This is a genomic window from Jannaschia marina, from assembly GCF_013404595.1.
GTDB classification, from domain to species: domain Bacteria; phylum Pseudomonadota; class Alphaproteobacteria; order Rhodobacterales; family Rhodobacteraceae; genus Jannaschia; species Jannaschia marina.
The window spans coordinates 200,869-222,509 of record NZ_JABVAX010000003.1; the positions used below are offsets into that span (position 1 = coordinate 200,869).

The window sequence follows — 21,641 nt, forward strand, 5'->3', positions numbered from 1 at the left end:
GGTGACAAGCGCCTGCGGAATCCGTGTCTTCTGTCGTCAAAGACGCAGGTGTTGCCCCTGCGCCCTGCTGACGTGGCAGTCTTCGTCACGTCCGGGGTCAAATTCGGTCGAGCCGGCTCGAAGCGACCAGCGTTTCGAGACAGCGAAGACTTTGGTGACACCGGGTGTTCTACGTGCTTGCGGAGAAGCCCGCCGATCCCGAAGACTATGCCCGGCGGTGGCGGTTCAACCACGTCACCACGGTCGAGCGCATCATCGGTTTCAAGCGCGGCACCGGCGGGACTGCCGGGGTCAGCTACCTGCGCCGGATGCTGGAAGTCGAGCTCTTCCCGGAGCTTTGGCATGTGAGAGGGCAGCTATGAAGGACACCACGCGGACCCTGCCGATGAAGGACCGCTTCGATTTGCCCGAGGGGGTGATCTACCTCGACGGCAACTCCCTCGGGCCTCTGCCGAAGGGCGTGGGCGACCGGGTGGCGCGGATGATGGCCGAGGAATGGGGTGGCCATCTCATCGGGGGGTGGAACGCCGACGACTGGATGGGCCAGCCCATGCGCGTGGGCGACACCGTGGGCCGGCTCATCGGCGCGGAGCCGGGGACGGTGGTTCTGGGCGACACGTTGTCGATCAAGGTCTACCAGGCCCTTTCCGCTGCCGTCCGGATGCGGCCGGATCGCAAGGTGATACTGTCGGACAGCGGCAACTTCCCCTCCGATCTCTACATGGCGCAGGGCCTCATCGCGCAGCTGGGGCAGGGGCACGAGCTGCGCATCGTGGAGGCCGAGGCGGTGATGGACGCGCTGGGCGAGGACGTGGCCGTCGCCATGATCACGCAGGTCGACTACCGCACCGGCCGGATGCACGACATGGCCTCGATGACGAAGCGGGCACAGGCGGCGGGGGCGGTCATGCTCTGGGATCTGGCGCACAGCGCCGGGGCCATGCCGGTCGATGTCGCCGCTTCGGGCTGCGAATTCGCGGTCGGCTGCACCTACAAGTACCTCAACGGCGGTCCGGGCGCGCCGGCCTTCATCTACGTCCGCCCCGACATCGCGCCCGAGATCGAGCCCGCGCTTGCGGGCTGGCTCGGCCACGATGCGCCCTTCGCCTTCGAGCGCGGCTACCGCCCCGCGACCGGCGTGGAGCGGATGCGCGTCGGCACGCCGCCAGTCATTCAGATGACGGCGCTGGAGGAGGCGCTGAAGGTCTGGGAGGGCGTCGACATGGCGGAGTTGCGCGCCGCCAGCGTTGCGCTCTGCGAGCTCTTCATCGCCGAGGTCGAGGCCCGCTGCCCGGCCCTGACGCTCGCGAGCCCCCGCGACGCCGCGATGCGCGGCTCCCAGGTGTCGTTTCATTTCGAGCACGGATACGCCGCGATGCAGGCGCTGATCGCGCGCGGTGTCGTGGGCGACTTCCGTGCGCCCGACATCATGCGTTTCGGCTTCACGCCTCTCTACATCGACGCGGGCGACGTGCGCGGCGCGGTCGACATCCTGCAGGCGGTTCTCGACGACCGCCTCTGGGACGACCCGGCCTACAGGCGCACGGGGCGCGTGACATGAGGGGCATTTTTCCATGGCGCGCCGCGCCACCTCTGGCGCATGATGCGCCGCGGGGCATGTTATGACGAAGGGGGATCGGGTATGATGGACGCGGGCGTCGTGGGGTCGGGCCGGGGGCTCGAAGGGATCACCTGGAACATCCTGGGGCAGACCTACGTGCCGAAGGCCCGCACCGAGGATTGCTTCTCGTGGCACGCGACCCTGCCGCCGGGCACCTTCGTTCCGCCCCATATCCACCCGGATCAGGACGAGTATCTCTACATCCTCGAAGGCCGTTTCGATTTCCTGCTCGACGGGAAGGAGGCCGTGGGCGAGCCGGGGGATCTCATTACCCTGCCGCGCGGCGTGCCGCACGGGATCTTCAACAAGTCCGACCAGACCATCAAAACGCTCTTCTGGGTGACGCCGACACTGCGCCTCTACGATCTCTTCTGGGCGCTCCACAATCTCGGCCCCGGAGCCGACCCGGCCGAGGTCGTCTCCGTCTCCGCCGCCCATGCGATCGACTTCCTGCCGCCGCCGCCATCCGAAGACGCGGAGGGCTGATGGCGCGGGTTCTGATCGCGGGCGCGGGCATCGGGGGGCTGACGACGGCGCTCATGCTGCACGCACGCGGCATCGCGGCCACCATCGTCGAACAGGCCGCCGAGGTGCGGGAGGTCGGCGTCGGCATCAACACGCTGCCCCACGCCATCGCCGAGCTGGCGGAGCTCGACCTCCTCGACCGGCTCGACGCCGTGGGCCTGCGCACGCGGGAGCTGCGCTACCTGAACCGGCGGGGGCAGGAAATCTGGCGCGAACCGCGCGGTATCCACGCGGGCCATGCCCACCCGCAGTTCTCCATCCATCGCGGACGGCTTCAGAAGGTCCTCTACGACGCCGCGCGGGAGCGTCTGGGCGCGGATGCCCTCATTACCGGGCACAGGCTCGCGGGCTTCGTGCAGGATGAGGCGGGCGTCACCGCCCATTTCACCGACGCGCGCGACGGCTCCGGCTCGCTCGACCTGCGCGGCGAGGTGCTGATCTGCGCCGACGGCATCCACAGCGCCGGCCGTCGCGCCTTCTACCCCGACGAGGGGCCGCCCAGCTGGAACGGCGTCGCCATGTGGCGCGGCGCGACCGACTGGCCCGTCTGGGAGGACGGAGAGACCATGGCCATCGCGGGGGGACTTGCGGGCAAGCTCGTCCTCTATCCGATCGCACCGGCAAAGGGGAAGACGCAGCTGACGAACTGGGTCGTGAACGTGCGCATCGCCGACCCGAGCGTCACGCCGCCGCCGCGCGAAAGCTGGTCGACGCGCGCGCCGCTCTCGAAGGTGCTGCCCTATGCGCGGCGCTTCCACGTGCCCGGGATCGACATCGAGGCGCTCGTGCGGGCGAGCGGGGCGATCTACGAATACCCCATGGCCGATCGTGATCCGTTGCCGCGCTGGACGCACGGGCGTGTCACGCTCCTCGGCGACGCGGCGCATCCCATGTATCCCGTCGGCTCCAACGGGGCGGCGCAGGCCATTCTGGACGCGCGCGCCCTTGCCGACCATTTCGTCGCCGCCGGGCACCCGCGCGAGGCGCTCTACCGCTACGAGGCCGAACGCCTGCCGAAGACGGCCGCGATCGTGCGCCAGAACCGCATCGGCGGGCCCGAACGGGTGATCGACGAGGTCGAGAAACTCAGCCCCGCGGGCTTCGACCATATCGACGACGTGTTGAGCCATGCGGACCGCGAGGCCATCGTGAAAGGCTATGCGAAACTCGCGGGGTTCGCCACCGGCGACGCGCGCTAGACGACATGAAGAACAACTCATAAAAAACTGTAAAGACAGGGAAAGGACCAAAATGACCAAGATAAAACACCTCGGGGCCGGCACACTCGCCTTCTCGCTCCTCGCCAGCACCGCGGCGCTCGCCGAAGACCTCAAGATCGGCATGGTGGTGACCCTGTCGGGCCCGCCCGCGGCCCTCGGCCAGCAGATCGTCGACGGCTTCCAGCTCGCCCTCGATCAGAAGGAGGGGCAACTGGCCGGCCTCGGCGTCGAGCTGATCGTCGAGGACGACGAGCTGAAGCCCGACGTCGCTCTCCTGAAGGCGAACACCCTCATCGAACGCGAGGAGGTCGACTTTGTCGTCGGCACGGTCTTCTCGAACATGCTGCAGGCGATCTTCAAGCCGGTGGTCGAATCCGAGACCTTCCTCATCAGCCCGAATGCCGGCCCCTCGACCTTCGCGGGCCGCAACTGCAACCCCTACTTCTTCGCCACCTCCTACCAGAACAATCAGAACGCCGAAGTCAGCGGCCTGATCGCCAACGAGGAGGGTTTCGAGAACGTCTTCGTCATGGCCCCAAACTACCAGGCTGGGCGCGACAACGTCGACGGCTTCCGCCAGACCTTCGAGGGCACGGTGAGCGACGAGGTCTTCACCCCGCTAGGGCATCAGGATTTCTCGGCCGAGCTCGCCCGCATCTCGACGTCCGGCTCCGATGCGATCTTCACCTTCATGCCGGGCGGCATGGGCGTGCGCCTCGTCAACCAGTTCGACGAGGCGGGCCTCTCGGAGACCATGCGCTTCATGTCGGTCTTCACCACCGACGAGACGACGCTGCCCGGCCAGAAGGATGCGGCCGTGGGCTTCCTCGCCGCCGGAAGCTGGGCACCCGACCTGCCGAACGAAGCCAACGCGGCGTTCGTCGCGGCGTTCGAGGAGGCCTACGGCTACATCCCCGGGTCCTACGCGATGCAGGCCTACGACACCGCCAACCTGATCGAAAGCGCGCTGGCCGCGACGGGCGGCGACATGTCCGACAAGGACGCGGTGCGCGATGCCCTGCGCGCGGCAGATTTTACCTCTGTCCGAGGCGATTTCTCATTCAACAACAATCACTACCCGGTGCAGGACTTCCACAAGCTCGAGATCGTCAAGCGCGAGGACGGGCAGTTCCACACCTCCTTCGTGCGCACGGTGGCGGAAGACTACGCCGACAGCTTCCACGCCGAGTGCGACATGTGATCTCCCGGGGCCGGCCCGACCCGGCCGGCCCCGTATGACGCCGTGAACCGATGTCCCTGACCCTCTTCCTCATCCTCTGCCTGAACGGGCTGCAATACGGGCTGCTGCTGTTCCTCATCGCGGCGGGGCTCACGCTCGTGTTCGGGGTGATGGGGTTCATCAACCTGGCCCATGGCGTGCAATACATGGTCGGGGCCTACCTGATCTTCGCCTTCACCGGCCTCACGGGCAGCTTCGCGCTGGCCCTGCCGCTGTCGCTCCTCGCGGCGCTCGCAATCGGGCTCCTGCTCGAATACGCGGTCTTCCGGCACCTCTACGCGCGCCCGCATCTCGATCAGGTGCTCGCAACCTTCGGGATCATCATCTTCCTCAACGAACTGGCCAAGGTGCTCTTCGGGCCGACGACGCTCTCGATCGAAACGCCCGCCTTCCTGTCGGGCGCGATCCAGCTGACGGAACAGCTGCGCTACCCGGTCTACCGCCTCGCCACGATCGGCGTGGGCCTTGCCGTCGCCATCGGGCTCTTCGCGACCATCAGCTACACGCGGATCGGGATGCTCGTCCGCGCGGGCTCCACCACGCCCGAAATGGTCGCCGCCCTCGGCGTCAACGTCACGCAGCTCTTCCGCGTCGTCTTCGGCGTGGGGGCCATGCTCGCGGGCTTCGCCGGCATCATCGCGGCGCCCATCTTCGCCATCGAGCCGGGCATGGGCGACAACATCCTCATCATCGCCTTCGTCGTCATCATCATCGGGGGCGTCGGCTCCATCGGCGGGGCCTTCGTCGCCGCGATCCTCGTGGGCCTGATCGACACGCTCGGGCGCAGCGTGGCGACCGACCTCATGTCGCTCTTCTTCGGGCCGTCCATGGCCAACCAGGTCGGGCCGGCGCTGGCCTCGATGCTCATCTACATCCTCATGGCCGCCATCCTCGTCTTCCGTCCGAAGGGTCTCCTGCCGGCCAAGGGCGTGGTCGCCTGATGGCCCGCGACCGGATGATCGGGGCGGCGATCTTCGCCACGCTCCTCGCGTTGCCGCTCCTACTGCCGCTCGTCGGGGCAGATTACCTGATGGGTCTTCTCATCAAGGCGATGCTGCTCGCCATCGCGGCCATCTCGCTCGACCTCATCATCGGGCAGGGGGGCATGGTCAGCCTCGGCCACGCCGCCTTCATCGGCGTGGGGGCCTACACGGCCGCCATCGCCCTCGAAAGCGGGATCGAGGAGATCCTGATCCTCCTCGCGCTCACCCTCGCCGTCACCGCGCTCGTGGCACTGATCACCGGGGCGCTCGCGCTGCGCACCAGCGGGGTCTACTTCCTGATGATCACGCTCGCCTTCGGGCAGATGATCTATTTCACCTTCACCTCTCTCGCGGCTTACGGCGGGGACGACGGGCTGACGCTCTGGTCGCTCGCGACCCTCTTCGGCAGCGACGTGGTGCAGAACGGGGAGGGGCTTTATTTCTTCGTCCTCGCCACCCTTCTGGCGACCTGGGCCGGGGTCCACCGGATCGGGCTCTCGCGCTTCGGGCGGGTGCTGCGCGCAGCGCGCGACAACCCGCAGCGCGCGGAGGTCATGGGCTACCCGATCACGCGCTATCGCCTCGTCGCCTACGTCATCGCGGCCTGTATCGCCGGGGTCTCGGGCCTTCTGATGATGCAATACGCCGAATTCGTGAGCCCCGCGATCGCCACCTGGCAGCGGTCGGGCGACCTGATCGTCGCGGTCGTCCTCGGCGGTCTCGGCACGCGCAACGGCGCGCTGCTCGGCGCCTTCTTCATCGTCCTGATGGAGGAAATCCTCAGCTCTCTGCTCCACGAGTGGCGGCTGATCTACGGCCCGCTCCTCGTCATCCTCGTGCTCTACGCCAAGGGCGGGCTCGCCGATCTCATGGCCCCGCGCGCAAAGGGGGCCGGCTGAGATGCTGGAGATCCGCCACCTGTCCAAGAGCTTCGGCGCGCTTAGGGTCAGCGACGACATCTCGCTCGCCCTCGGCCCGAACGAATGTCACGCGATCATCGGTCCGAACGGGGCCGGCAAGACGACGCTCATCCACCAGATCTCGGGCGTCTTGCGGTCGGACGCGGGCGAGGTCCGTCTCGGCGGACGGGACGTGACCGGCCTCACCGTCTGGCAGCGGGTTCAGGCGGGCCTCGGGCGCACGTTCCAGATCACCTCGATCCTGCCGAGCTTCTCGGTCCTCGAAAACGTCGCCATCGCGGCCCAGGCCAAGGCGGGCGGCTCGATGCGCTTCTTCGCCCCGGCCGCGCGCGACGCGGCGCTCAACGACGCGGCCGCCGCCGTCCTGACCCGCGTGGGCCTCGCGGATCGAATGGAGGCCCGCGCCGCCGATCTGTCGCACGGGGAGCTGCGCCTTCTGGAGCTTGCGATCGCGCTCGCCGCGCGCCCGAAGGTTCTCCTGCTCGACGAGCCGATGGCGGGCCTCGGCCGGACCGAGAGCGCGGCGCTCATCGACCTTCTGGCCGAGTTGCGCGCGGAAGTGCCCATGCTCCTCGTGGAGCACGACATGGACGCCGTGTTCCGCCTCGCCGACCGTCTTTCGGTGCTGGTCGACGGGCGGATCATCGCAAGCGGTCCACCGGCCGAGGTGCGGGACGATCCCGGCGCGCGCGCCGCCTACCTCGGGGCCGAGGCATGAGCGCGCTTGCCCGCATCACCGATCTGCATGCAGGCTACGGACGCGCGGAGGTGCTCTTCGGCGTCGACCTTACCGTGCCCAGGGGCGCGGTCACGACGCTCATTGGCCGCAACGGCATGGGCAAGACGACGACCATCCGCTGTCTCATGGGGCTTCTGTCGCCCAGTTCCGGCCGGGTTGAGGTGGGGGACGAAGACCTGACCGGGGCCGCGCCCTACCGGATGGCGCGCGCGGGGCTCGGCCTCGTGCCCGAGGGGCGGCAGGTCTTTCCGTCGCTCACCGTGTCCGAGAACCTGCGCGCCACCGCGCGGCCCCGCGCGAATGGCTGGACCGAGGCGCGCGTCTTCGACGCCTTTCCCCGTCTCGCCGAGCGGCGCGCCCACTACGGCGTGCAGCTGTCGGGCGGGGAGCAGCAGATGCTTGCCATCGGCCGTGCGCTGATGACGAACCCCGACCTCCTCGTCCTCGACGAGGCGACGGAGGGGCTGGCCCCGCTCATCCGGGAGGAGATCTGGACGATGCTGGGCCGGCTCAAGGCCGAGGGCCTGACCATCCTTCTGGTCGACAAGAACCTGGGCGAGCTCGCGCGGATCTCCGACCACTACGCCGTGATCGAGAAGGGCCGGATCGTCTGGACCGGCAGCGCCGACGATTTCGCCGCCGACCGCGCCACGGTCGAACAGTTCCTCCACCTCTGAGCCGACGGAGCCGCCGATGTATTCGCCCGTGATCGACGATTGGGATGACGCCTATGCGAACATGGCGCATGTGCCGGGGTCCGACGCGCTGCCCGGGCTCTGGAGCGAGGCCGCCGCGGCCTTCCGCGCCCGTGCCCGTGTCGAGCGGCTGGAGACCGGGTCGCATCCGCGAGAGGTTTGCGACCTCGTGCTGCCCGAAGATCCGCCGCGCGGCCTCGCCGTCTTCGTCCACGGCGGCTACTGGATGCGCACGGAACCCGCGATGTGGACGCATCTGGCCGAGGGCGCAGCCGCCCGGGGCTGGGCCGTGGCGCTGCCGGGCTACGTGCTTGCCCCCGAGGCCCGCCTGACGGCCATCGCGGAGCAGGTCGCGCGCGGCATCGCGGTCGCCGCGGCGCGGGTCGGTGGGCCGATCCGGCTCGCCGGCCATTCCGCGGGGGGGCACCTCGTCACCCGGCTCGTCTGCACCGACAGTCCCCTCGATCTCGGCGTGGCGGAACGTGTCGAACACGTCCTCTCGATCAGCGGGCTGCACGACCTGCGGCCGCTCATGCAGACGGAGATGAACGCCACGCTGCATCTCGACGAGGCCGAGGCCAGCGCCGAGAGCCCGGCGCTCCTGCGCCCCATGGAGGGCACCCGGCTGACCGCCTGGGTCGGGGGCGGAGAGCGGCCGGAGTTCCTGCGCCAGACCCGGCTTATCGACGCGATCTGGCCCGGCCTCCTTGCCCTGACGCGGGCGGTGGTGGACGGCGACCACCATCATTTCTCGGTCATCGAGGGGCTGACCGAGGCCGAAAGCGCCATCACCGAGGCGTTCGTCGGGGACGTGGCCGTCTAGCGTCAGACGAGCGACCAGAGCGCCAGCCCGACCACCAGCAGCATCGACCCCGCCATGGCCAGGTTGATCGCCCGTTGCGCTCCGCCGCTCAGATCGAGGCTGCGCAGCCAGATGCCGAGGCCGAGCCAGGCAAAGTGGATCGGCAGCCAGATCGCGTTGACGATCAGCAGCTTCAGCACCGCCTCCGTCGCCGGCGCGTCGGGCAGGAAGGTGAAACCGGCGAAGAGCGCCGTGTTCACCGCATAGGCCTTCGGGTTGATCGCCTGCAGCGCCAGCCCGTCGCGGATGCCCGGCGCGCGGGTCGCGGGGATGATCGCGATTCTGGTGCCGGCCGTCGCGATGCGCAGTGCGAGGTAGAGCAGATAGCCGGTCGAGGCGAGGAAGAGCGCCACGCGCAGGGGCGGCCAGGCGAGCAGCACGGCGGCCACGCCCGAGATCACGCCGAGCGCGACGATGTTCGTCCCGATGAAGAGCCCGGCGACATAGCGCGTTCCCGCCCGCGCCCCGAAGGCCGAGCCGACACCCGCCGTCGAGAGCACGCCCGGCCCGGGCGTCACGATCAGGAAGAAGACGGCGGCGGCGAAGGTCAGCATCTCAGACCCCGCGCGGCACCCGCTCGCGCCACCAGATGACGAGCCCCGCCGCCGCGATCACGCCCGCCCCGAGAAGCGTCATGCCGTCGGGCAGGGTACCGAAGACGAGGAACCCGCTCAGCGAGAGATAGATCAGGAAGGAATAGCTGAAGGGCATCAGCACGCTCGCCTCGGCGTAGCCATGCGCCTGCCCGAAGAAGTGATGCCCCGCCCAGGCGAAGGCCCCGACCGCGAAGAGGAGTGTCCAGTCGAGCGTGCTCTGCGGCGTCTCCCAGAGCCAGAGCGCGACCGGGGCAAGGACGAGCGTGCCGACGAGCCCCGCATAGAGCTGCATCGTGCGGGGGGCCGCGACGCCGGCGAGCCGCCGCGTCAGGATGGAGAAGAGCGCGAGCGAGGTCGCCGCCGTCAGGCTGAAGATCGCGGCCCAGTGGAACTCCGCCGACCAGGGCCGCACCACGATCAGCACGCCGACGAAGCCAAGGAGGATCGCGCCCCATCGCCAGCGCCCCACACGCTCGCCCAGGAGCGGCACCGAAAGCGCACAGACGAGGATCGGGGCCGAAAACATGATCGCCGCCGAAACCGTGAGGTCGAGATAGCGCAGCGCGATGAAGTTCGTCACCGTCGACAGCATCAGGAGCGCGCCGCGCAGGAGCATCGTCAGCGCCTGCGCCCGCGGGGCCGTCCAGCCGGAGTGATCCGTCGAGCCGATCATCGGCCCCGTCGAGAGCGCCAGGTGCGTGGCGAACCGCATGAAGGCGAGCTGCAGCGCCGGAAGCCCGGCGAGCGAGAGCCATTTGACCGAGGTATCGGTGCCCGCGAACAGCAGGTAGGCCAGCAGCATCAGCAGGATGCCGCGCCCCGGCCGGTCCTCCCGCGCGCGGGCCAGGTGGCTGACGGGGGCGGGTGCGGCCATTTCAGCCCTTGAAGCGGTCGACGTAGAATTCGACCATCTGCGGCACCATGTCGTCGCCGCGCCCGTCCTCGACCGCGGTGGTCAGCGCCTCGCGCGCGCAGTTCGACATGATGGTCGCCGCGCCGAGCTCCTCGGCCATCGCCTTGTAATAACCCACGTCCTTCGCCGCGTTGCGCACCGAGAAGGCGAGCTGCGTCGGGTCGCCGTCGAGCGCGTAGCCCTTCACGAAATCCATCATGCCCGAGCGCAGCGGCCCCGCCGACATCACGTCGTAGACGGCCTGCCGCCCGACGCCCGCGCGCTCGGCCATGGCGAAGGCCTCGGCCATGGCGTTGGCGGTGGTCATGGCGAAGAAGTTGTTGATGAGCTTGATCGTGTGCCCGTTGCCGAGGTCGCCCAGGTGAAAGACGTTCTCGCCCAGGTCGTCGAGCACGGGGCGCATCTTGTCGAACGCCGCCTTGTCGCCCGCGCACATGATGTTGAGCTGCCCCTCGCGCCCGTGGCTCGGCGTCTTGCCGAGCGGCGCGTCGAGGTAGGTGCCCCCGGCCTCCGCGACCTCCGCACCGAGCGCGCGGGTCGAGCCGGGCAGGGAGGTGCCGAAGTCGATCACCACCGTGCCGGGGGCGAGCCCCGCGATCACGCCGTCGTCGCCGCGCATCCGGCCCTCCACCTGATCGGAGGTGCCGACGCAGAGCATCACGATCTCCGAGGCCGCCGCGAGATCGCGCGCGGTGGCGGCCTCCGACGCGCCCCGGGCGAGGGCCGCCTCGACGCCGCTGCGGTCACGGTTGCCGAGCACCGTCATCTCGTGCCCGCAGTCGAGGAGCCGCTGCACCATTGCCGACCCCATGAGGCCGAGGCCGATGAACCCGATTTTCGCCATGTCCTATTCCTTCATCGTCTCGAAGGCCCGCGTCTTCAGGCCCTTCTGGATTTCGTAGATCGTCTTGCCGATGGGCGGTGCCGGCAGGGGCACGCGCACCGGCACGTCGGCGAGGCGCGGCTGCCGTGACTGACCGCAGAGCATCCGGCTGTCGTAGTCGGCGAGGTCCGAAAACTTCGTCATCGACCCCATGATCGGCCAGGCATCGGCCGCCATCATCTCGTAGAAGAGGATCCGCCGCGCCTGCGTGGAGGTGTTGAGCGCCGAGCCATGCACGATCCGCCCGTGATGGATGCTGATCGACCCGGCCGGCCCCATGAGCGGCACGGCGTCGGCCATGTCGTAGCCGTCGCGCCCGAGGTCCATCGCACCGACGAAATAGCCGCCCTCGTGATGGTCGTGGATCGGGCCCCGGTGCGAGCCCGGAAAGACCGAGAGTGGCCCGTTCTCCGGCCCCATGTCATCGAGGATGACCCCGATCGCCAGCACGTCGTCGTTGGTATGCGGGTAGAAGGCGAAGTCCTGGTGCCATTCCACTGCTGCCCCGTGCCCCGCCTCCTTCATGTTGAGTTTCGTCGTGTGCAGACGGATGTCGGGCCCGATCAGGTCACGCGCGGGCGCGAGGATCGTGTCGGAGACCATCAGGTCGCGGAACACCTCGGAGTGGGTATGCGGCAGCTTGATGCGGCGGACGCGCGGGGCGTCGGGGGTGTGGCTGTCCTCGAGGTCAAGCTCTTCGGTGCCTTCGGTCAGGCCGCGTGCCTTGGCGGTGTAGCGGTCGATCTCGGCGTGGAGTGTCGCCAGTTGCGTCGGCGAGAGCCGCCGCTCGAGCACGAGATATCCGTCGCGGTCATAGGCCGCCTTCTGGTCTTGGGTCAGAACTTCCATGTCGTTACCTCCATCAGCGGGGCCGCAGGGTATCGAGCTTCGGCAGGGTGGCCGCGGGGTCGGGGACGCGGCCGGTATAGGCTTCGAAACTCTGCATCGCCATGAAGCGGAAGAGGTCGAAGCCCGTCATCACCGCGAGCCCCGCATCGGCGGCGGCGATGAGAAAGGGTGTGTCGGTCGGCGTGTAGACCGCGTCGAAGGCCCAGGCCTGCGGCCCCAGCCAGGCCTTGTCGAAGGCGCTGCCGCCGTAGGGGGCCATGCCCATCGGCGTGCAGTTGACGAGGCCCTCGGCCTCCGCGACGGCCCCTGCCGCGTCCTCGATCGCGATGGCCTCCGCCCCGGTGTCCCGGGCGAGCGCGCGGGCGCGCTCCGCGTCGCGGTCCCAGATCCGGACCGGCCCCGCGCCAAGCTCCACGAGCGCGGGCACCACCGCCCGCGCCACGCCACCGGCGCCGGCCACGGCAACGGCCCCCGGCGGGCGGTCGAGCACATGGGCGTAGGCCGCGCGGAAGCCGGTGTAGTCGGTGTTGTGTCCCCGCCGCGGCACGAAGGTCAGCGTGTTCGCCGCCCCGAGGTCGCGCGTGCCCGCGACCATGGCGTCCCCGGCCCAGCGGGCGGCGTGGGTCTTCCATGGATGCGTCACCGTGACCCCGGTCCAGCCGTCGGCGCGGCAGAGATCGACCTGCGCGTCAAAGTCGAACTCCGCGACGCCCTTGGTGTCGATGAGCGTGAAGCGGAAGTCGATCCCCGCGTCGGCGCACATCAGCTCGAGCGCACGCGACAGGCGCGAATTGCCGATGTTCTCGCCGATGAGGCCGCAGACGAGGGTGTTCATCGGGCCGCCACCGGGGGTGTCACACCCCCGGACCCCCGTGGAGTATTTCCGGCAGGAAGAGGCAGGGCCGTTCCCTCGATCCGGAGGATGACGTCGAGCGTGCGTTTCGCGCTCGCCGCGTCGACGATCGGCGCGGCGCGGCCGGCGATGACCTCTGCGAAGTGCTCGAGTTGCCGGATCAGGGGCACGGCCTCCTCGACCTCCGTTTCCGACGGTTTCGGTTCCTCGTTCCAGTGCGCGGCCCCGGACCAGACCCGCAGCGAGGGGAACTCGACGCCGCCCGCCGTGCCCGCGATGCGCAGGCTGTCCTGCGCGGTGTGGGGGATGTGGGGGCTTTCGCCCGTGCCGGCCTCGAAGCCCCAGGGTGTCGGCGTGGTATCGGCATAGGTGAGCGTGGCCGTCGCCCCGCCCTCGAAGCGCAGCACGGCCCCGCCGCTTTCGGGCCGGGCGGCCCCCCGCACCGCGTTCGAGGCGAGGCCCACGACCTCCGTGACCTCTCCGAAGAGCCAGCGCAGCGTATCGACGTCGTGGATGAGGTTCTGCTTGATCGGGGCCCCGTCGATCCCCGCGCGCCAGCCGACGTCGAAGTAGTCGTCGGGCTTGCGCATGAGCCACAGGAGCGAGGCGGCGACCGGCGTGCCGATGCGGCCCGAGGTCACGATCTCATGCAGCCTGGCCACGCGCGGATGGTGGCGGCGGTGATGCCCGACGAGAATCCGGATGCCGGCCGCCTCCGCCGCCGCGATCATGGCGTCGGCGGCCTCCAGCGTCTCGGCCACCGGCTTCTCGACAAGCACGTGCCAGCCCCGCCGGGCGGCCGCGATGGCGAGCGGCGCGTGGGTTGCCGTCGGCGTGGCGAGGACGACGCCGTCGACCGGCACGTCGACGCTCTCCAGGTCGGGAAAGCCGGGGGCCGAGGGATGCGCGCGCCGCGCCGGATCCGGGTCGACGATGCCCGCGAGCGTCAGCGCGGGATGCGCCTCGATATGGGCGAGGTGCCGCGCGCCGATGAGGCCCGTGCCGGCGAGGAGGAGACGGGTCACATCACCGCTCCGATCTGCCAGGGCACGAACTCGTAGTCCCCGAGGCCCTGGGCCTCCGATTTCGAGGCCTCCCCGCTCGCCACGCGCAGCCACGTCTCGTAGATCTCCCGGCCCTTCGCCTCCACCGAAGCCGCGCCGGAGAGGACGTCGCCCGCGTTCACGTCCATGTCCTCGGGCATCCGGTCGAAGAGCGCCTGGTTCGAGGCGACCTTGATCGTCGGCGCGGGCTTCGAGCCGAAGGCGGAGCCGCGACCCGTGGTGAAGCAGACGAGCGTGCAACCCGCGGCGATCTGGCCCGTGACCGAGGCGGGGTCGTAGCCGGGGCTGTCCATGAAGGTGAAACCCCGCGCCGTCACCGCCTCGGCGTAGCGGTAGACGCCCGTGAGCGGGGTCGTGCCCCCCTTGGCCGCCGCGCCGAGCGACTTCTCGAGGATGGTCGTCAGCCCGCCCTTCTTGTTGCCGGGCGAGGGGTTGTTGTCCATCGAGCCGCGGTTGCGCGCGGTGTAGTCCTTCCACCATTCGACCCGCTCGATCAGGCGTTCGCCGACCGCGCGGTCGACGGCGCGGCGGGTCAGCAGATGCTCCGCCCCGTAGATCTCGGGCGTCTCGGCCAGGACGCCCGTGCCCCCCTGCGCCACCAGGAGGTCGCAGGCATGGCCCACCGCCGGGTTCGCCGTGATCCCCGACCAGGCATCCGAACCGCCGCATTGCAGCGCCACCATCAGCTCCGACGCCGGGCAGGGCTCCCGCCGGGCCTCGTTCGCGATCGGCAGCATCGCGCGGACCTTCTCGATGCCCGCCTCGACCGTGCGGCGCAGGCCGGCGACGTTCTGGATGTTCATCGTCTGGAAGGTCGGCCCCTGCTTCAGGCCCCAGGCGTCGAGCAGCCAGTCGATCTGGTTGATCTCGCACCCGAGCCCGACCATGAGCACCGCCGCGTGGTTCGGGTGCCGGGCATAGCCCCACATCACCCGTTGCAGCGCCTCGAAGCCGTCGCCCGCATCGGCCATGCCGCAGCCCGTGCCGTGGACGAAGGCCACGACGCCGTCGACATTGGGATAGGCGGCCAACTCCTCGGGGCCGAAGGCGTCGGCGATCCGGCGCGCGGCGGTGGCGGAGCAGTTCACGCTGGTGACGACGGCGATGTAGTTACGCGTGCCCACGCGGCCCGTCTCGCGCCGGTAGCCCAGGAAGCTGTCGCCCGTCGCCGGGGTCGCGGGCGCGAGGTCGGTGCCGAACTCGTAGTCCACGTCTGTGGCCGCGAAGGCGCAATTCTGCGTGTGGACGTGGTCGCCCGGCGCGATGTCGACGCTGGCGTAGCCGATGATCTGCCCGAACTTGCGCAGCGCCGCGCCCGCCGCCACGGGGGCCGTGGCGATCTTGTGGCCCGCGGGGATGAGCGCGGTCGTGGTCACCCCCTCGACCCGGGTTCCCGCTTCGAGCGGGCGAACGGCGGTGACGACGTTGTCGAGGGGCGAGAGGCGGATCGTGTCGGTCATGGGTGGCGGGGCTCGGTCAGGCTGCTGTCGTAGGGCCAGAGGTCGGGGTGGTCGTGACCGTCGGGGCTCTCGGTCACGAAGCAACGATGGCGCAGCAATTCGGCCCGTGTGCGGGGCGACAGCTCCGACAGCGGATCGGGGGACGCCACCTCGGGGTCGTTGCGCAGGTTGTAGATCAGAACGTCGGGCATCGCGTGATCCTCCCGCAGGCGGGTGCCCCATTGCGAATTGTGGCCCCAGCCGTCCGATAGGTCTGCGCGCGGCCGGTTGCGCTCGGAACACCAGTAGAGGACGCCGCCTTCGGCCCGGGCCTTGTGGAGATGGGCGCGCCCGGCGCGGGCCGTCACCCCGGCACGCTGGATCATCAGCTGGCCGAGCATCGCCGTGGGCCAGTGGACGTGGCGCAGGGTCGGGGGGCGATCCGGGTCGGGGGCCTGTATCACGCGATGGATCTCGCACCAGAACGGGTGGAAGGCCACCGGCGTCACGATGTCGAGGCCGAGGCCGGTCAGCAGGGCGACATAGGCGTCCGGCCCGGTGTCCGCCGGTTCCGCGCTCAGCCGCCGGATCAGCGCGTCGAGGCAGCGCGACAGGGCATAGAGACGACAGGACGTCTCGACCTCCAGCGCGACCGGCGGGTCATCGAGCCTGTCGCGCAGGTCGGCAAGCCAGCGCCGTTCCGACCCCGCGCCGTCGAGCCAGGGGCGAAGAGCCTCCTCCCGCACCATGCCGGCAGGCGCGCGCCGGATCGCGTCGCGCAGGTCGGCGTAGGTCCGTTGTGTGTCGTACACCCGGCACCTCCTAGTCGAGCAGCACCTCGATGATCGGCGGCCAGATCAGGAGCACCGAGAGCGCGAGGATCTGGATGCAGATGAACGGCAGGAACCCGCGGAAAATGTCGGTGAGCGAGATATGCGGCGGGGCCACTGACTTGAGGTAGAAGGCCGCCGGGCCGAAGGGCGGCGACAGGAAGCTCACCTGCATGTTCATGCAGAAGAGCACACCGAACCAGACCGAGAGATACTTCGGATCCACCTGGCCCAGCAGTCCGATCTCCTCGATGGGCAGCCGCTGCACGATCGGCAGGAACACCGGGATGATGAGGAGCACGATGCCCACCCAGTCCATGAAGGCCCCCATGATGAGGAGGATGAGCATCATCACCAGAAGGATGCCCATGGTCGGCAATTCCGACGCCGCGATGAGGTTCGCCACGTAGGTCGGGCCGCCCGCGATGGTGTAGGCCCCGGCCAGCGCGGCCGCGCCGATGGTCACCCAGATGATCGTGCCGGTCGACTTGAGCGTGCGCATCAGGCTGTCCCAGATCAGATCGAAGGAGGCCTCGCCCCGGAAGATCGAGATCACGAAGACCGCGACGACACCCATGGCCGCGGCCTCGGTGATGCCCGAGATGCCGCCGTAGATCGAGCCCATGACGACGCCGATGACGACGATGGGCGCGACGAGACCCTTGCCCATGTTCCAGCCCCGGGCGGCGCGCGCCTTGCCGAAGACGAAGAAGATCAGGCCAAGGAAGACGGCGAGTGCCACGCCCGTCCAGAGGACGTGATGGGGCTGGCCGAGGGTGATCGGGTCCACGCCCTCGACCACGGCGTTCTGCCCCGTGACCGTGAAGAACGCGGCGCGCAGGAAGAGTGCCGCCGTGAAGCCCGCGCCTAGGATCGACAGGAACGCGAAGAAGAGCTTCGTCTTCTCGCCTGTGGGCGGGTCGTTCGGGTCGGCCGGGGGCAGGGGGGCAAGGGCCGGGTTAATCTGCGTCCGGATGACGATGTAGATGATGATGAAGGTCGCCAGCATGAAACCGGGCACGAAGGCCGCCGTGAAGAGCGCGACGATCGAGGTCTCGGTGATGAGGCCGTAAATGATGAGCACGATCGAGGGTGGGATCATCGTCCCGAGGGATCCACTCGCGCAGATCGTGCCGATGGCGAGGTTCTGGTCGTAGCCGAGGCGCAGCATCTGCGGCAGGGCGATCAGGCCCAGCAGGACGACCTCGCCCCCGATGATGCCTGACATCGCCGCCATGATGACCGCCATGATCGAGGTGACGATGGCGATGCCGCCCCGCGTGCGGCTCAGCCAGACGTTCAGGCTGTTGTACATGTCCTTTGCGATGCCCGACCGCTCCAGCAGGGCCGCCATGAAGATGAAGAGCGGGATCGAGATGAGGACGTAACTGGTTAATGTCCCGTAGACTTTCTGGGCCAGGATATTGAGTGGGCCTGATCCGAAGCGCCCGGTCAGCATTCCCTCCCCGAACTCCCACGGCGCGAGCAGCAGGTTCGGCTCGAACTTCAGCACGAGCACGAGGACGGCGAGCACGGCCGAGGCCATGCCGAGCGGCATCCCGATCGCAAGCAGAAGCATCAGCGCGATCAGCAGGATCAGCGAGATCGTTCCGATATCCATGTCAGCTGTCCTTCGTCTCGGTCTGGCCCACGCTCTCGCGCAGACGGCGCAGCTCGTCCTCGTCGATGTCGTCGGCGGCGGTGTGGATCACCGGTTCGTTGTTCCAGTCGCGGACGAGGTTGAAGATCGCCTGGAGCGCGACGAGCGCGACGACGATCAGCACCATTGGCTTCATCGTCGCCGGAAGGGGCGGGTCGAAGGCCGTGCCGAAGGTCTCCCACCGCAGGAACTTGGCCGAGGCCTCGCCGTAGCCGCCCCAGAAGAGCATGAAGGCGAAGAGCACGATGAGCGCGGTCGAGATGACGTCGAAGACTCGCTGCAGCCAGCGCGGGCAGACGTCGTAAAGGAGGTAGATGCGGATGTGGCTGCGCTGCTGCATCGCGTAGAGCCCGGCGAGCAGGAAGATGAAGATGGCGAGCCAGAGCGACATCTCGTTGGCCCAGAGCGTGGGCTTCTCGAAGGCGTAGCGCAGGATCACCTCGTAGAACATCACGCCCACGAGGATCGCGATGAGCATCATGGCGATGCGCCCGATGAAGACGCTGACGCGGTCGGGAACGCTGAAATCCTCCCATTCCATCGGGGCGCGGCGCACGGTGGCGACGCCCGCGGCGAAGATGAGCGGCGACAGGATCAGGGCGATCCAGTCGAGGATGTCGGGCGTCCCGTAGCGGCGGATCAGCGCGGCGTGGGTCGCCTCCTCGCCCGGGAGCGTGATGATGTAATTGGCCCCGTTCCAGGTGACCCATCCGAAGACCAGGATGAAGAGCACCGGCATGATCCACTCGATCGCCGTCGAGGACGGCTCCGGTTTGGGTGTCTCGTGGACGTCGGACATCGGCGCGCCTCCTGGGGTCGTTCGTCTGCCGGGGCCCTTGCCCTCTCGGCGGGGCCCGCACGGCTGACCGGCCCGCGTTGCGGCGGGGCCGTCGGGATGCGCGGCCCCGGGGCGGGGCCGCGCGCGTTCGCTCGGATCAGGCCCGGATCACTCGGAGCCCGAGACGAGGCCGAGCTGACCCAGGTACTCGAGATGCGCCTCGACGAGGGCCTCGGCCTCCGGCGTGGTCGCGAACTCGGGCCAGGTGGACTGCGCCGCGTCGCGGAAGGTCTGCAGATCCTCGGGCGACCATTCGTAGATCGTCACGCCCTCTTCGGCCAGCTGGGCGGCCGCCTCGGCGTTCGATTTCTCGAAGGTCAGCGCCGTGCGCAGCGCGAGGCTGTCCATCGCCGTCAGCATGATCTGCTGATGGTGCTCGGGCATGGCGTCCCAGACGGCCTTGTTGCAGGCCAGGTGGTCCGACGGCATCGAGTGGAAGCCCGGGAAGTTGGTGTGCTTGCCGATGTCGTAGAGGCCGAGGCCCACGTTGTTGGCGATGCCCGACGCGTCGGCACCGTCGATGATGCCGGTTTCGAGGGCGGTGAAGATCTCGGTGAAGTCCATAACGATGGGCGACGCGCCCAGCTTCTCGAAGATCTTGGTCTCCATGCCGGGGGGCGAGCGGAACTTCCAGTTCTGCAGGTCATCCGGCCCGGCGATCGGCGAGGTCGAGACGAGGCTCTCCTGGCCGTAGATCCACCAGCCCACGAGCTGCATGTCGTACTGGTTGTAGAGCGGGTCCGCCGCCTCGCGTCCGCCGCCGAAGTAGAGCCACGAAAGCTGCTGATAGGGGGTGTCGTAGCCGCCCATGATGTCGCCCACGAACTGGAAGGCCGGGTTCTTGCCGGTCTGGTAGCCCGCGCCCGTCATGTCGCAGTCGAGAATGCCGGTCGCCGCGGCGTCGAAGGTCTCGGTCGGTCCGACGACGGAGGCCGAGAAGAAGGCCTCGATCTGGATCTCGCCGTTCGACATCAGCTCGACCTTGTCGAAGAACTCCTGCGCGAGCTGGCCCGAGACCGTCTCGGGCGCATAATGCGTCTGGATGCGCAGCGTCGTGCTGTCCTGCGCGAGGGCGGCCGCCCCCGTGAGGGCCGTGGTCGCGGCCGCAAGCGCGGCCAGAGTGAATTTCGTCATGTTTTCCTCCCTGAAAGGTCGTTGAGCCGATCCGAACCCGGGTCTCCGGGTCTCCCACACGGATCGCCTGATCCGGAGCCTAACGACGATTCCCGGCATGGCAACAGAGAAAATGAAAATCAGTGGACAACCTGACATTTTTCGGAATATCAAAATTTTCAGGGGGAGTTGCCATGCCCGACGGCCGTATCGGAACGCCTGAAATCTATGCCGATTTGCAGCATCGGCTGCTCACCGGCGGCTTTGCGCCGGGGGCCAAGCTGATGCCGTCGTCGCTCCATCAAGAATACGGCTGTTCGGCCAACACCGTCCGCGACGTCCTCCTGCAGCTCTCTAAGATCGGGCTCGTCGATTTCGAGATCCAGCGCGGCTTTCGCGCCCGGCAGGTCAGCGTGCAGAAGCGCGCCGAGATCGCCCGCTTCCGCGTCCTGCTCGAGCAGGAGGGGGCCGTGGCCTCGATGAGGAACGGGGGCATCTCCTGGGAGGCCGCGCTCGCCGCCGCGCACCACCGGCTCATGCACATCGAGCAGCAGTTCGCGCGCGCCGAGGACCGCATTCCCTTCGTCGGCATCTGGTCGGATGCCGAGCTGGCCTTTCACCGCACGCTCCTCTCGGAGTGCCGCCTGCCGCCGCTTCTGGAGACCTTCGACAACGTCTACATGCAGTTCCGCCAGCAGATGGTCGGCCTCGAGTCGCACTGCGTGCCGAGCTACTTCAACCGCATCATCCACGAGCATCAGGCCATCGTCGACGCGGCGACCGACAAGGACGAGGCGGCGTTGCGCGCGGCGATCCACGCCCATCAGGCGCGGCACACCGACCGCGCGTTCAGCGAAGACCGTTGAGCGCGCAGAGTTGCAGGAAGAGCGCCGAATGATCCAGATCGCCCCCGTCCATCTCGTCGCGAAGCACCTTGAACCGGTCGTTGATCGCCTGAACGGTCGGCAGCGTCAGGCTCAGGCCGCCGGCCTCGTCCAGCACGTTGTCGAGATCCTTGATCTGGAACTTCGTCAGCCCGCCGGGCACGAAATCGCCCTCGGTCATGCGCGCCCCGTGCTGCTGCAGGATCGTGCTGTCGGCGAAACCGCCCTTCAGCGCGTCGCGCACCGCCGCCGGGTCGGCCCCGCCTTCGCGCAGGAGCAGCATCGCCTCCGCCACCGCGCCGATGGTGCAGGCCACGATCGCCTGATTGGCGAGCTTCGAGAGCTGCCCCGCGCCGACGGGGCCCACGTGGACGGGCCGCCCGAGGTCCGACAGCACGGGCGCGACCGCCGCGAAGGTCTCTGCGTCGCCGCCGGCCATGATGGCGAGCGTCGCGCCCTCCGCGCCCTTGGTCCCGCCCGAGACGGGCGCGTCGACGTAACCCAGGCCGGCCTCCGCGAACCGCGCGGCGTGGGCCCGCGCCTCCGCGGGTTTGATCGACCCCATCTCGACCCAGATCGCCCCCTTGGCGAAGGCGTCCATCGCCCCCTCCTGCACCGCGTCCGACGCCGGCCCGTCCGAGAGCATCGAGATCACGATGCCAGACCCCGCGACGGCCTCGGCGGCCGTGTCGCGCACCGTCGCGCCGTCGGCGGCCAGCGGATCGGCCTTTTCCCGCGAGCGGTTCCAGACCGTCAGATCATGCCCGGCCTTCAACAGGTTGCGCGCCATCGGCGCGCCCATCAGGCCGGTTCCGAGGAGGGTGAGCTTCGTCATGGGGCATCCTTCGTGTTTGCGCTCACATTAGAAACCACTTAGCCCGATGCACAAGCGGGCCCCTCGAACCGGAGTTCAC

Annotated in this window: 22 protein-coding genes and 1 pseudogene; 11 read left to right on the forward strand and 12 right to left on the reverse strand. The window is 68.8% G+C overall.

The window, feature by feature from the left end; all coding sequences use genetic code 11:
- Positions 1-158: 158 nt before the first annotated feature.
- The 10 genes and pseudogenes from HSX43_RS07385 to HSX43_RS07430 all read left to right on the forward strand — a co-directional run.
- Positions 159-362 (forward strand): annotated as a pseudogene (locus HSX43_RS07385) (tryptophan 2,3-dioxygenase family protein); the annotation flags it as partial.
- Positions 359-1,561, forward strand: a complete 1,203-nt coding sequence (gene kynU / locus HSX43_RS07390; protein ID WP_179379466.1) for a kynureninase — start codon at positions 359-361, stop codon at positions 1,559-1,561. The pseudogene HSX43_RS07385 and the gene kynU, both read left to right, overlap by 4 nt.
- A gap of 81 nt (positions 1,562-1,642) precedes the next feature.
- The gene (locus HSX43_RS07395) at positions 1,643-2,107 is read left to right on the forward strand and encodes a cupin domain-containing protein (protein WP_235962556.1); all 465 of its coding nucleotides are present in this window, start codon (positions 1,643-1,645) and stop codon (positions 2,105-2,107) included.
- Positions 2,107-3,345, forward strand: a complete 1,239-nt coding sequence (locus HSX43_RS07400) for a flavin-dependent oxidoreductase (RefSeq protein ID WP_179379467.1) — start codon at positions 2,107-2,109, stop codon at positions 3,343-3,345. Before HSX43_RS07395 ends, HSX43_RS07400 begins: the two co-directional genes overlap by 1 nt.
- Positions 3,346-3,397: 52 nt before the next feature.
- Positions 3,398-4,567, forward strand: a complete 1,170-nt coding sequence (locus HSX43_RS07405) for an ABC transporter substrate-binding protein (RefSeq protein WP_179379468.1) — start codon at positions 3,398-3,400, stop codon at positions 4,565-4,567.
- 50 nt (positions 4,568-4,617) lie between these two features.
- Positions 4,618-5,547 (forward strand): branched-chain amino acid ABC transporter permease, encoded by a 930-nt coding sequence (locus tag HSX43_RS07410; protein WP_179379469.1) that lies wholly within the window; start codon positions 4,618-4,620, stop codon positions 5,545-5,547.
- Entirely contained in the window at positions 5,547-6,488 is a 942-nt protein-coding gene (locus tag HSX43_RS07415) for a branched-chain amino acid ABC transporter permease (protein WP_235962557.1), read from the forward strand. The genes HSX43_RS07410 and HSX43_RS07415 overlap by 1 nt, the downstream gene beginning before the upstream one ends.
- Before the next feature lies 1 nt (position 6,489).
- Entirely contained in the window at positions 6,490-7,227 is a 738-nt protein-coding gene (locus HSX43_RS07420; RefSeq protein WP_179379470.1) for an ABC transporter ATP-binding protein, read from the forward strand.
- Complete coding sequence (locus HSX43_RS07425; protein ID WP_179379471.1) at positions 7,224-7,925, forward strand: ABC transporter ATP-binding protein; 702 nt, start codon at positions 7,224-7,226, stop codon at positions 7,923-7,925. Before HSX43_RS07420 ends, HSX43_RS07425 begins: the two co-directional genes overlap by 4 nt.
- A gap of 16 nt (positions 7,926-7,941) precedes the next feature.
- Positions 7,942-8,766, forward strand: a complete 825-nt coding sequence (locus HSX43_RS07430) for an alpha/beta hydrolase (protein WP_179379472.1) — start codon at positions 7,942-7,944, stop codon at positions 8,764-8,766.
- A gap of 2 nt (positions 8,767-8,768) precedes the next feature.
- On the opposite strand, the gene HSX43_RS07435 is transcribed toward HSX43_RS07430, so the two are convergent.
- From HSX43_RS07435 to HSX43_RS07485, 11 genes are all read right to left on the reverse strand, one after another.
- Positions 8,769-9,359 (reverse strand): LysE family translocator, encoded by a 591-nt coding sequence (locus HSX43_RS07435; protein WP_179379473.1) that lies wholly within the window; start codon positions 9,357-9,359, stop codon positions 8,769-8,771.
- A gap of 1 nt (position 9,360) precedes the next feature.
- A complete protein-coding gene (locus HSX43_RS07440; protein WP_179379474.1) occupies positions 9,361-10,275 on the reverse strand; it encodes a DMT family transporter in 915 nt (304 codons plus the stop codon).
- 1 nt (position 10,276) lies between these two features.
- Positions 10,277-11,158, reverse strand: a complete 882-nt coding sequence (locus HSX43_RS07445) for an NAD(P)-dependent oxidoreductase (RefSeq protein ID WP_179379475.1) — start codon at positions 11,156-11,158, stop codon at positions 10,277-10,279.
- Positions 11,159-11,161: 3 nt separating this feature from the next.
- The gene (locus HSX43_RS07450; protein ID WP_179379476.1) at positions 11,162-12,046 is read right to left on the reverse strand and encodes a phytanoyl-CoA dioxygenase family protein; all 885 of its coding nucleotides are present in this window, start codon (positions 12,044-12,046) and stop codon (positions 11,162-11,164) included.
- A 13-nt stretch (positions 12,047-12,059) separates the two neighbouring features.
- Complete coding sequence (locus HSX43_RS07455; protein WP_179379477.1) at positions 12,060-12,881, reverse strand: shikimate dehydrogenase family protein; 822 nt, start codon at positions 12,879-12,881, stop codon at positions 12,060-12,062.
- Positions 12,878-13,924 (reverse strand): Gfo/Idh/MocA family protein, encoded by a 1,047-nt coding sequence (locus HSX43_RS07460; protein WP_179379478.1) that lies wholly within the window; start codon positions 13,922-13,924, stop codon positions 12,878-12,880. The genes HSX43_RS07455 and HSX43_RS07460 overlap by 4 nt, the downstream gene beginning before the upstream one ends.
- Positions 13,921-15,423 carry a UxaA family hydrolase gene (locus HSX43_RS07465; RefSeq protein WP_179379479.1) on the reverse strand — a complete coding sequence of 501 codons (1,503 nt, stop codon included), beginning with the start codon at positions 15,421-15,423 and terminating at the stop codon, positions 13,921-13,923. Before HSX43_RS07465 ends, HSX43_RS07460 begins: the two co-directional genes overlap by 4 nt.
- Entirely contained in the window at positions 15,420-16,214 is a 795-nt protein-coding gene (locus tag HSX43_RS07470; RefSeq protein ID WP_179379480.1) for a hypothetical protein, read from the reverse strand. The genes HSX43_RS07465 and HSX43_RS07470 overlap by 4 nt, the downstream gene beginning before the upstream one ends.
- A 10-nt stretch (positions 16,215-16,224) precedes the next feature.
- Positions 16,225-17,853: a TRAP transporter large permease gene (locus tag HSX43_RS07475; protein WP_179379481.1), complete on the reverse strand. Its 1,629-nt coding sequence runs from the start codon at positions 17,851-17,853 to the stop codon at positions 16,225-16,227.
- Between the two features lies 1 nt (position 17,854).
- Positions 17,855-18,691 (reverse strand): TRAP transporter small permease subunit, encoded by an 837-nt coding sequence (locus HSX43_RS07480; RefSeq protein WP_179379482.1) that lies wholly within the window; start codon positions 18,689-18,691, stop codon positions 17,855-17,857.
- A gap of 147 nt (positions 18,692-18,838) precedes the next feature.
- Positions 18,839-19,864, reverse strand: coding sequence for a TRAP transporter substrate-binding protein (locus HSX43_RS07485; RefSeq protein ID WP_179379483.1), 1,026 nt, complete (start codon positions 19,862-19,864; stop codon positions 18,839-18,841).
- 173 nt (positions 19,865-20,037) lie between these two features.
- On the opposite strand from HSX43_RS07485, the gene HSX43_RS07490 reads away from it, so the two are divergent.
- Positions 20,038-20,709 (forward strand): GntR family transcriptional regulator, encoded by a 672-nt coding sequence (locus tag HSX43_RS07490; RefSeq protein WP_179379484.1) that lies wholly within the window; start codon positions 20,038-20,040, stop codon positions 20,707-20,709.
- Here the strand turns inward: HSX43_RS07490 and HSX43_RS07495 are convergent.
- Positions 20,693-21,562, reverse strand: coding sequence for an NAD(P)-dependent oxidoreductase (locus HSX43_RS07495; RefSeq protein WP_179379485.1), 870 nt, complete (start codon positions 21,560-21,562; stop codon positions 20,693-20,695). The genes HSX43_RS07490 and HSX43_RS07495 overlap by 17 nt on opposite strands.
- Between the last annotated feature and the right edge of the window lie 79 nt (positions 21,563-21,641).

Coding starts and splice junctions, on each gene's coding strand:
- HSX43_RS07440 (WP_179379474.1), bottom strand. CDS start 10,275: ATGGCCGCACCCGCCCCCGTCAGCCACCTGGCCCGCGCGCGGGAGGAC.
- kynU (WP_179379466.1), top strand. CDS start 359: ATGAAGGACACCACGCGGACCCTGCCGATGAAGGACCGCTTCGATTTG.
- HSX43_RS07395 (WP_235962556.1), top strand. CDS start 1,643: ATGATGGACGCGGGCGTCGTGGGGTCGGGCCGGGGGCTCGAAGGGATC.
- HSX43_RS07455 (WP_179379477.1), bottom strand. CDS start 12,881: ATGAACACCCTCGTCTGCGGCCTCATCGGCGAGAACATCGGCAATTCG.
- HSX43_RS07425 (WP_179379471.1), top strand. CDS start 7,224: ATGAGCGCGCTTGCCCGCATCACCGATCTGCATGCAGGCTACGGACGC.
- HSX43_RS07450 (WP_179379476.1), bottom strand. CDS start 12,046: ATGGAAGTTCTGACCCAAGACCAGAAGGCGGCCTATGACCGCGACGGA.
- HSX43_RS07485 (WP_179379483.1), bottom strand. CDS start 19,864: ATGACGAAATTCACTCTGGCCGCGCTTGCGGCCGCGACCACGGCCCTC.
- HSX43_RS07405 (WP_179379468.1), top strand. CDS start 3,398: ATGACCAAGATAAAACACCTCGGGGCCGGCACACTCGCCTTCTCGCTC.
- HSX43_RS07430 (WP_179379472.1), top strand. CDS start 7,942: ATGTATTCGCCCGTGATCGACGATTGGGATGACGCCTATGCGAACATG.
- HSX43_RS07475 (WP_179379481.1), bottom strand. CDS start 17,853: ATGGATATCGGAACGATCTCGCTGATCCTGCTGATCGCGCTGATGCTT.
- HSX43_RS07415 (WP_235962557.1), top strand. CDS start 5,547: ATGGCCCGCGACCGGATGATCGGGGCGGCGATCTTCGCCACGCTCCTC.
- HSX43_RS07465 (WP_179379479.1), bottom strand. CDS start 15,423: ATGACCGACACGATCCGCCTCTCGCCCCTCGACAACGTCGTCACCGCC.
- HSX43_RS07495 (WP_179379485.1), bottom strand. CDS start 21,562: ATGACGAAGCTCACCCTCCTCGGAACCGGCCTGATGGGCGCGCCGATG.
- HSX43_RS07480 (WP_179379482.1), bottom strand. CDS start 18,691: ATGTCCGACGTCCACGAGACACCCAAACCGGAGCCGTCCTCGACGGCG.
- HSX43_RS07400 (WP_179379467.1), top strand. CDS start 2,107: ATGGCGCGGGTTCTGATCGCGGGCGCGGGCATCGGGGGGCTGACGACG.
- HSX43_RS07435 (WP_179379473.1), bottom strand. CDS start 9,359: ATGCTGACCTTCGCCGCCGCCGTCTTCTTCCTGATCGTGACGCCCGGG.
- HSX43_RS07445 (WP_179379475.1), bottom strand. CDS start 11,158: ATGGCGAAAATCGGGTTCATCGGCCTCGGCCTCATGGGGTCGGCAATG.
- HSX43_RS07420 (WP_179379470.1), top strand. CDS start 6,490: ATGCTGGAGATCCGCCACCTGTCCAAGAGCTTCGGCGCGCTTAGGGTC.
- HSX43_RS07490 (WP_179379484.1), top strand. CDS start 20,038: ATGCCCGACGGCCGTATCGGAACGCCTGAAATCTATGCCGATTTGCAG.
- HSX43_RS07410 (WP_179379469.1), top strand. CDS start 4,618: ATGTCCCTGACCCTCTTCCTCATCCTCTGCCTGAACGGGCTGCAATAC.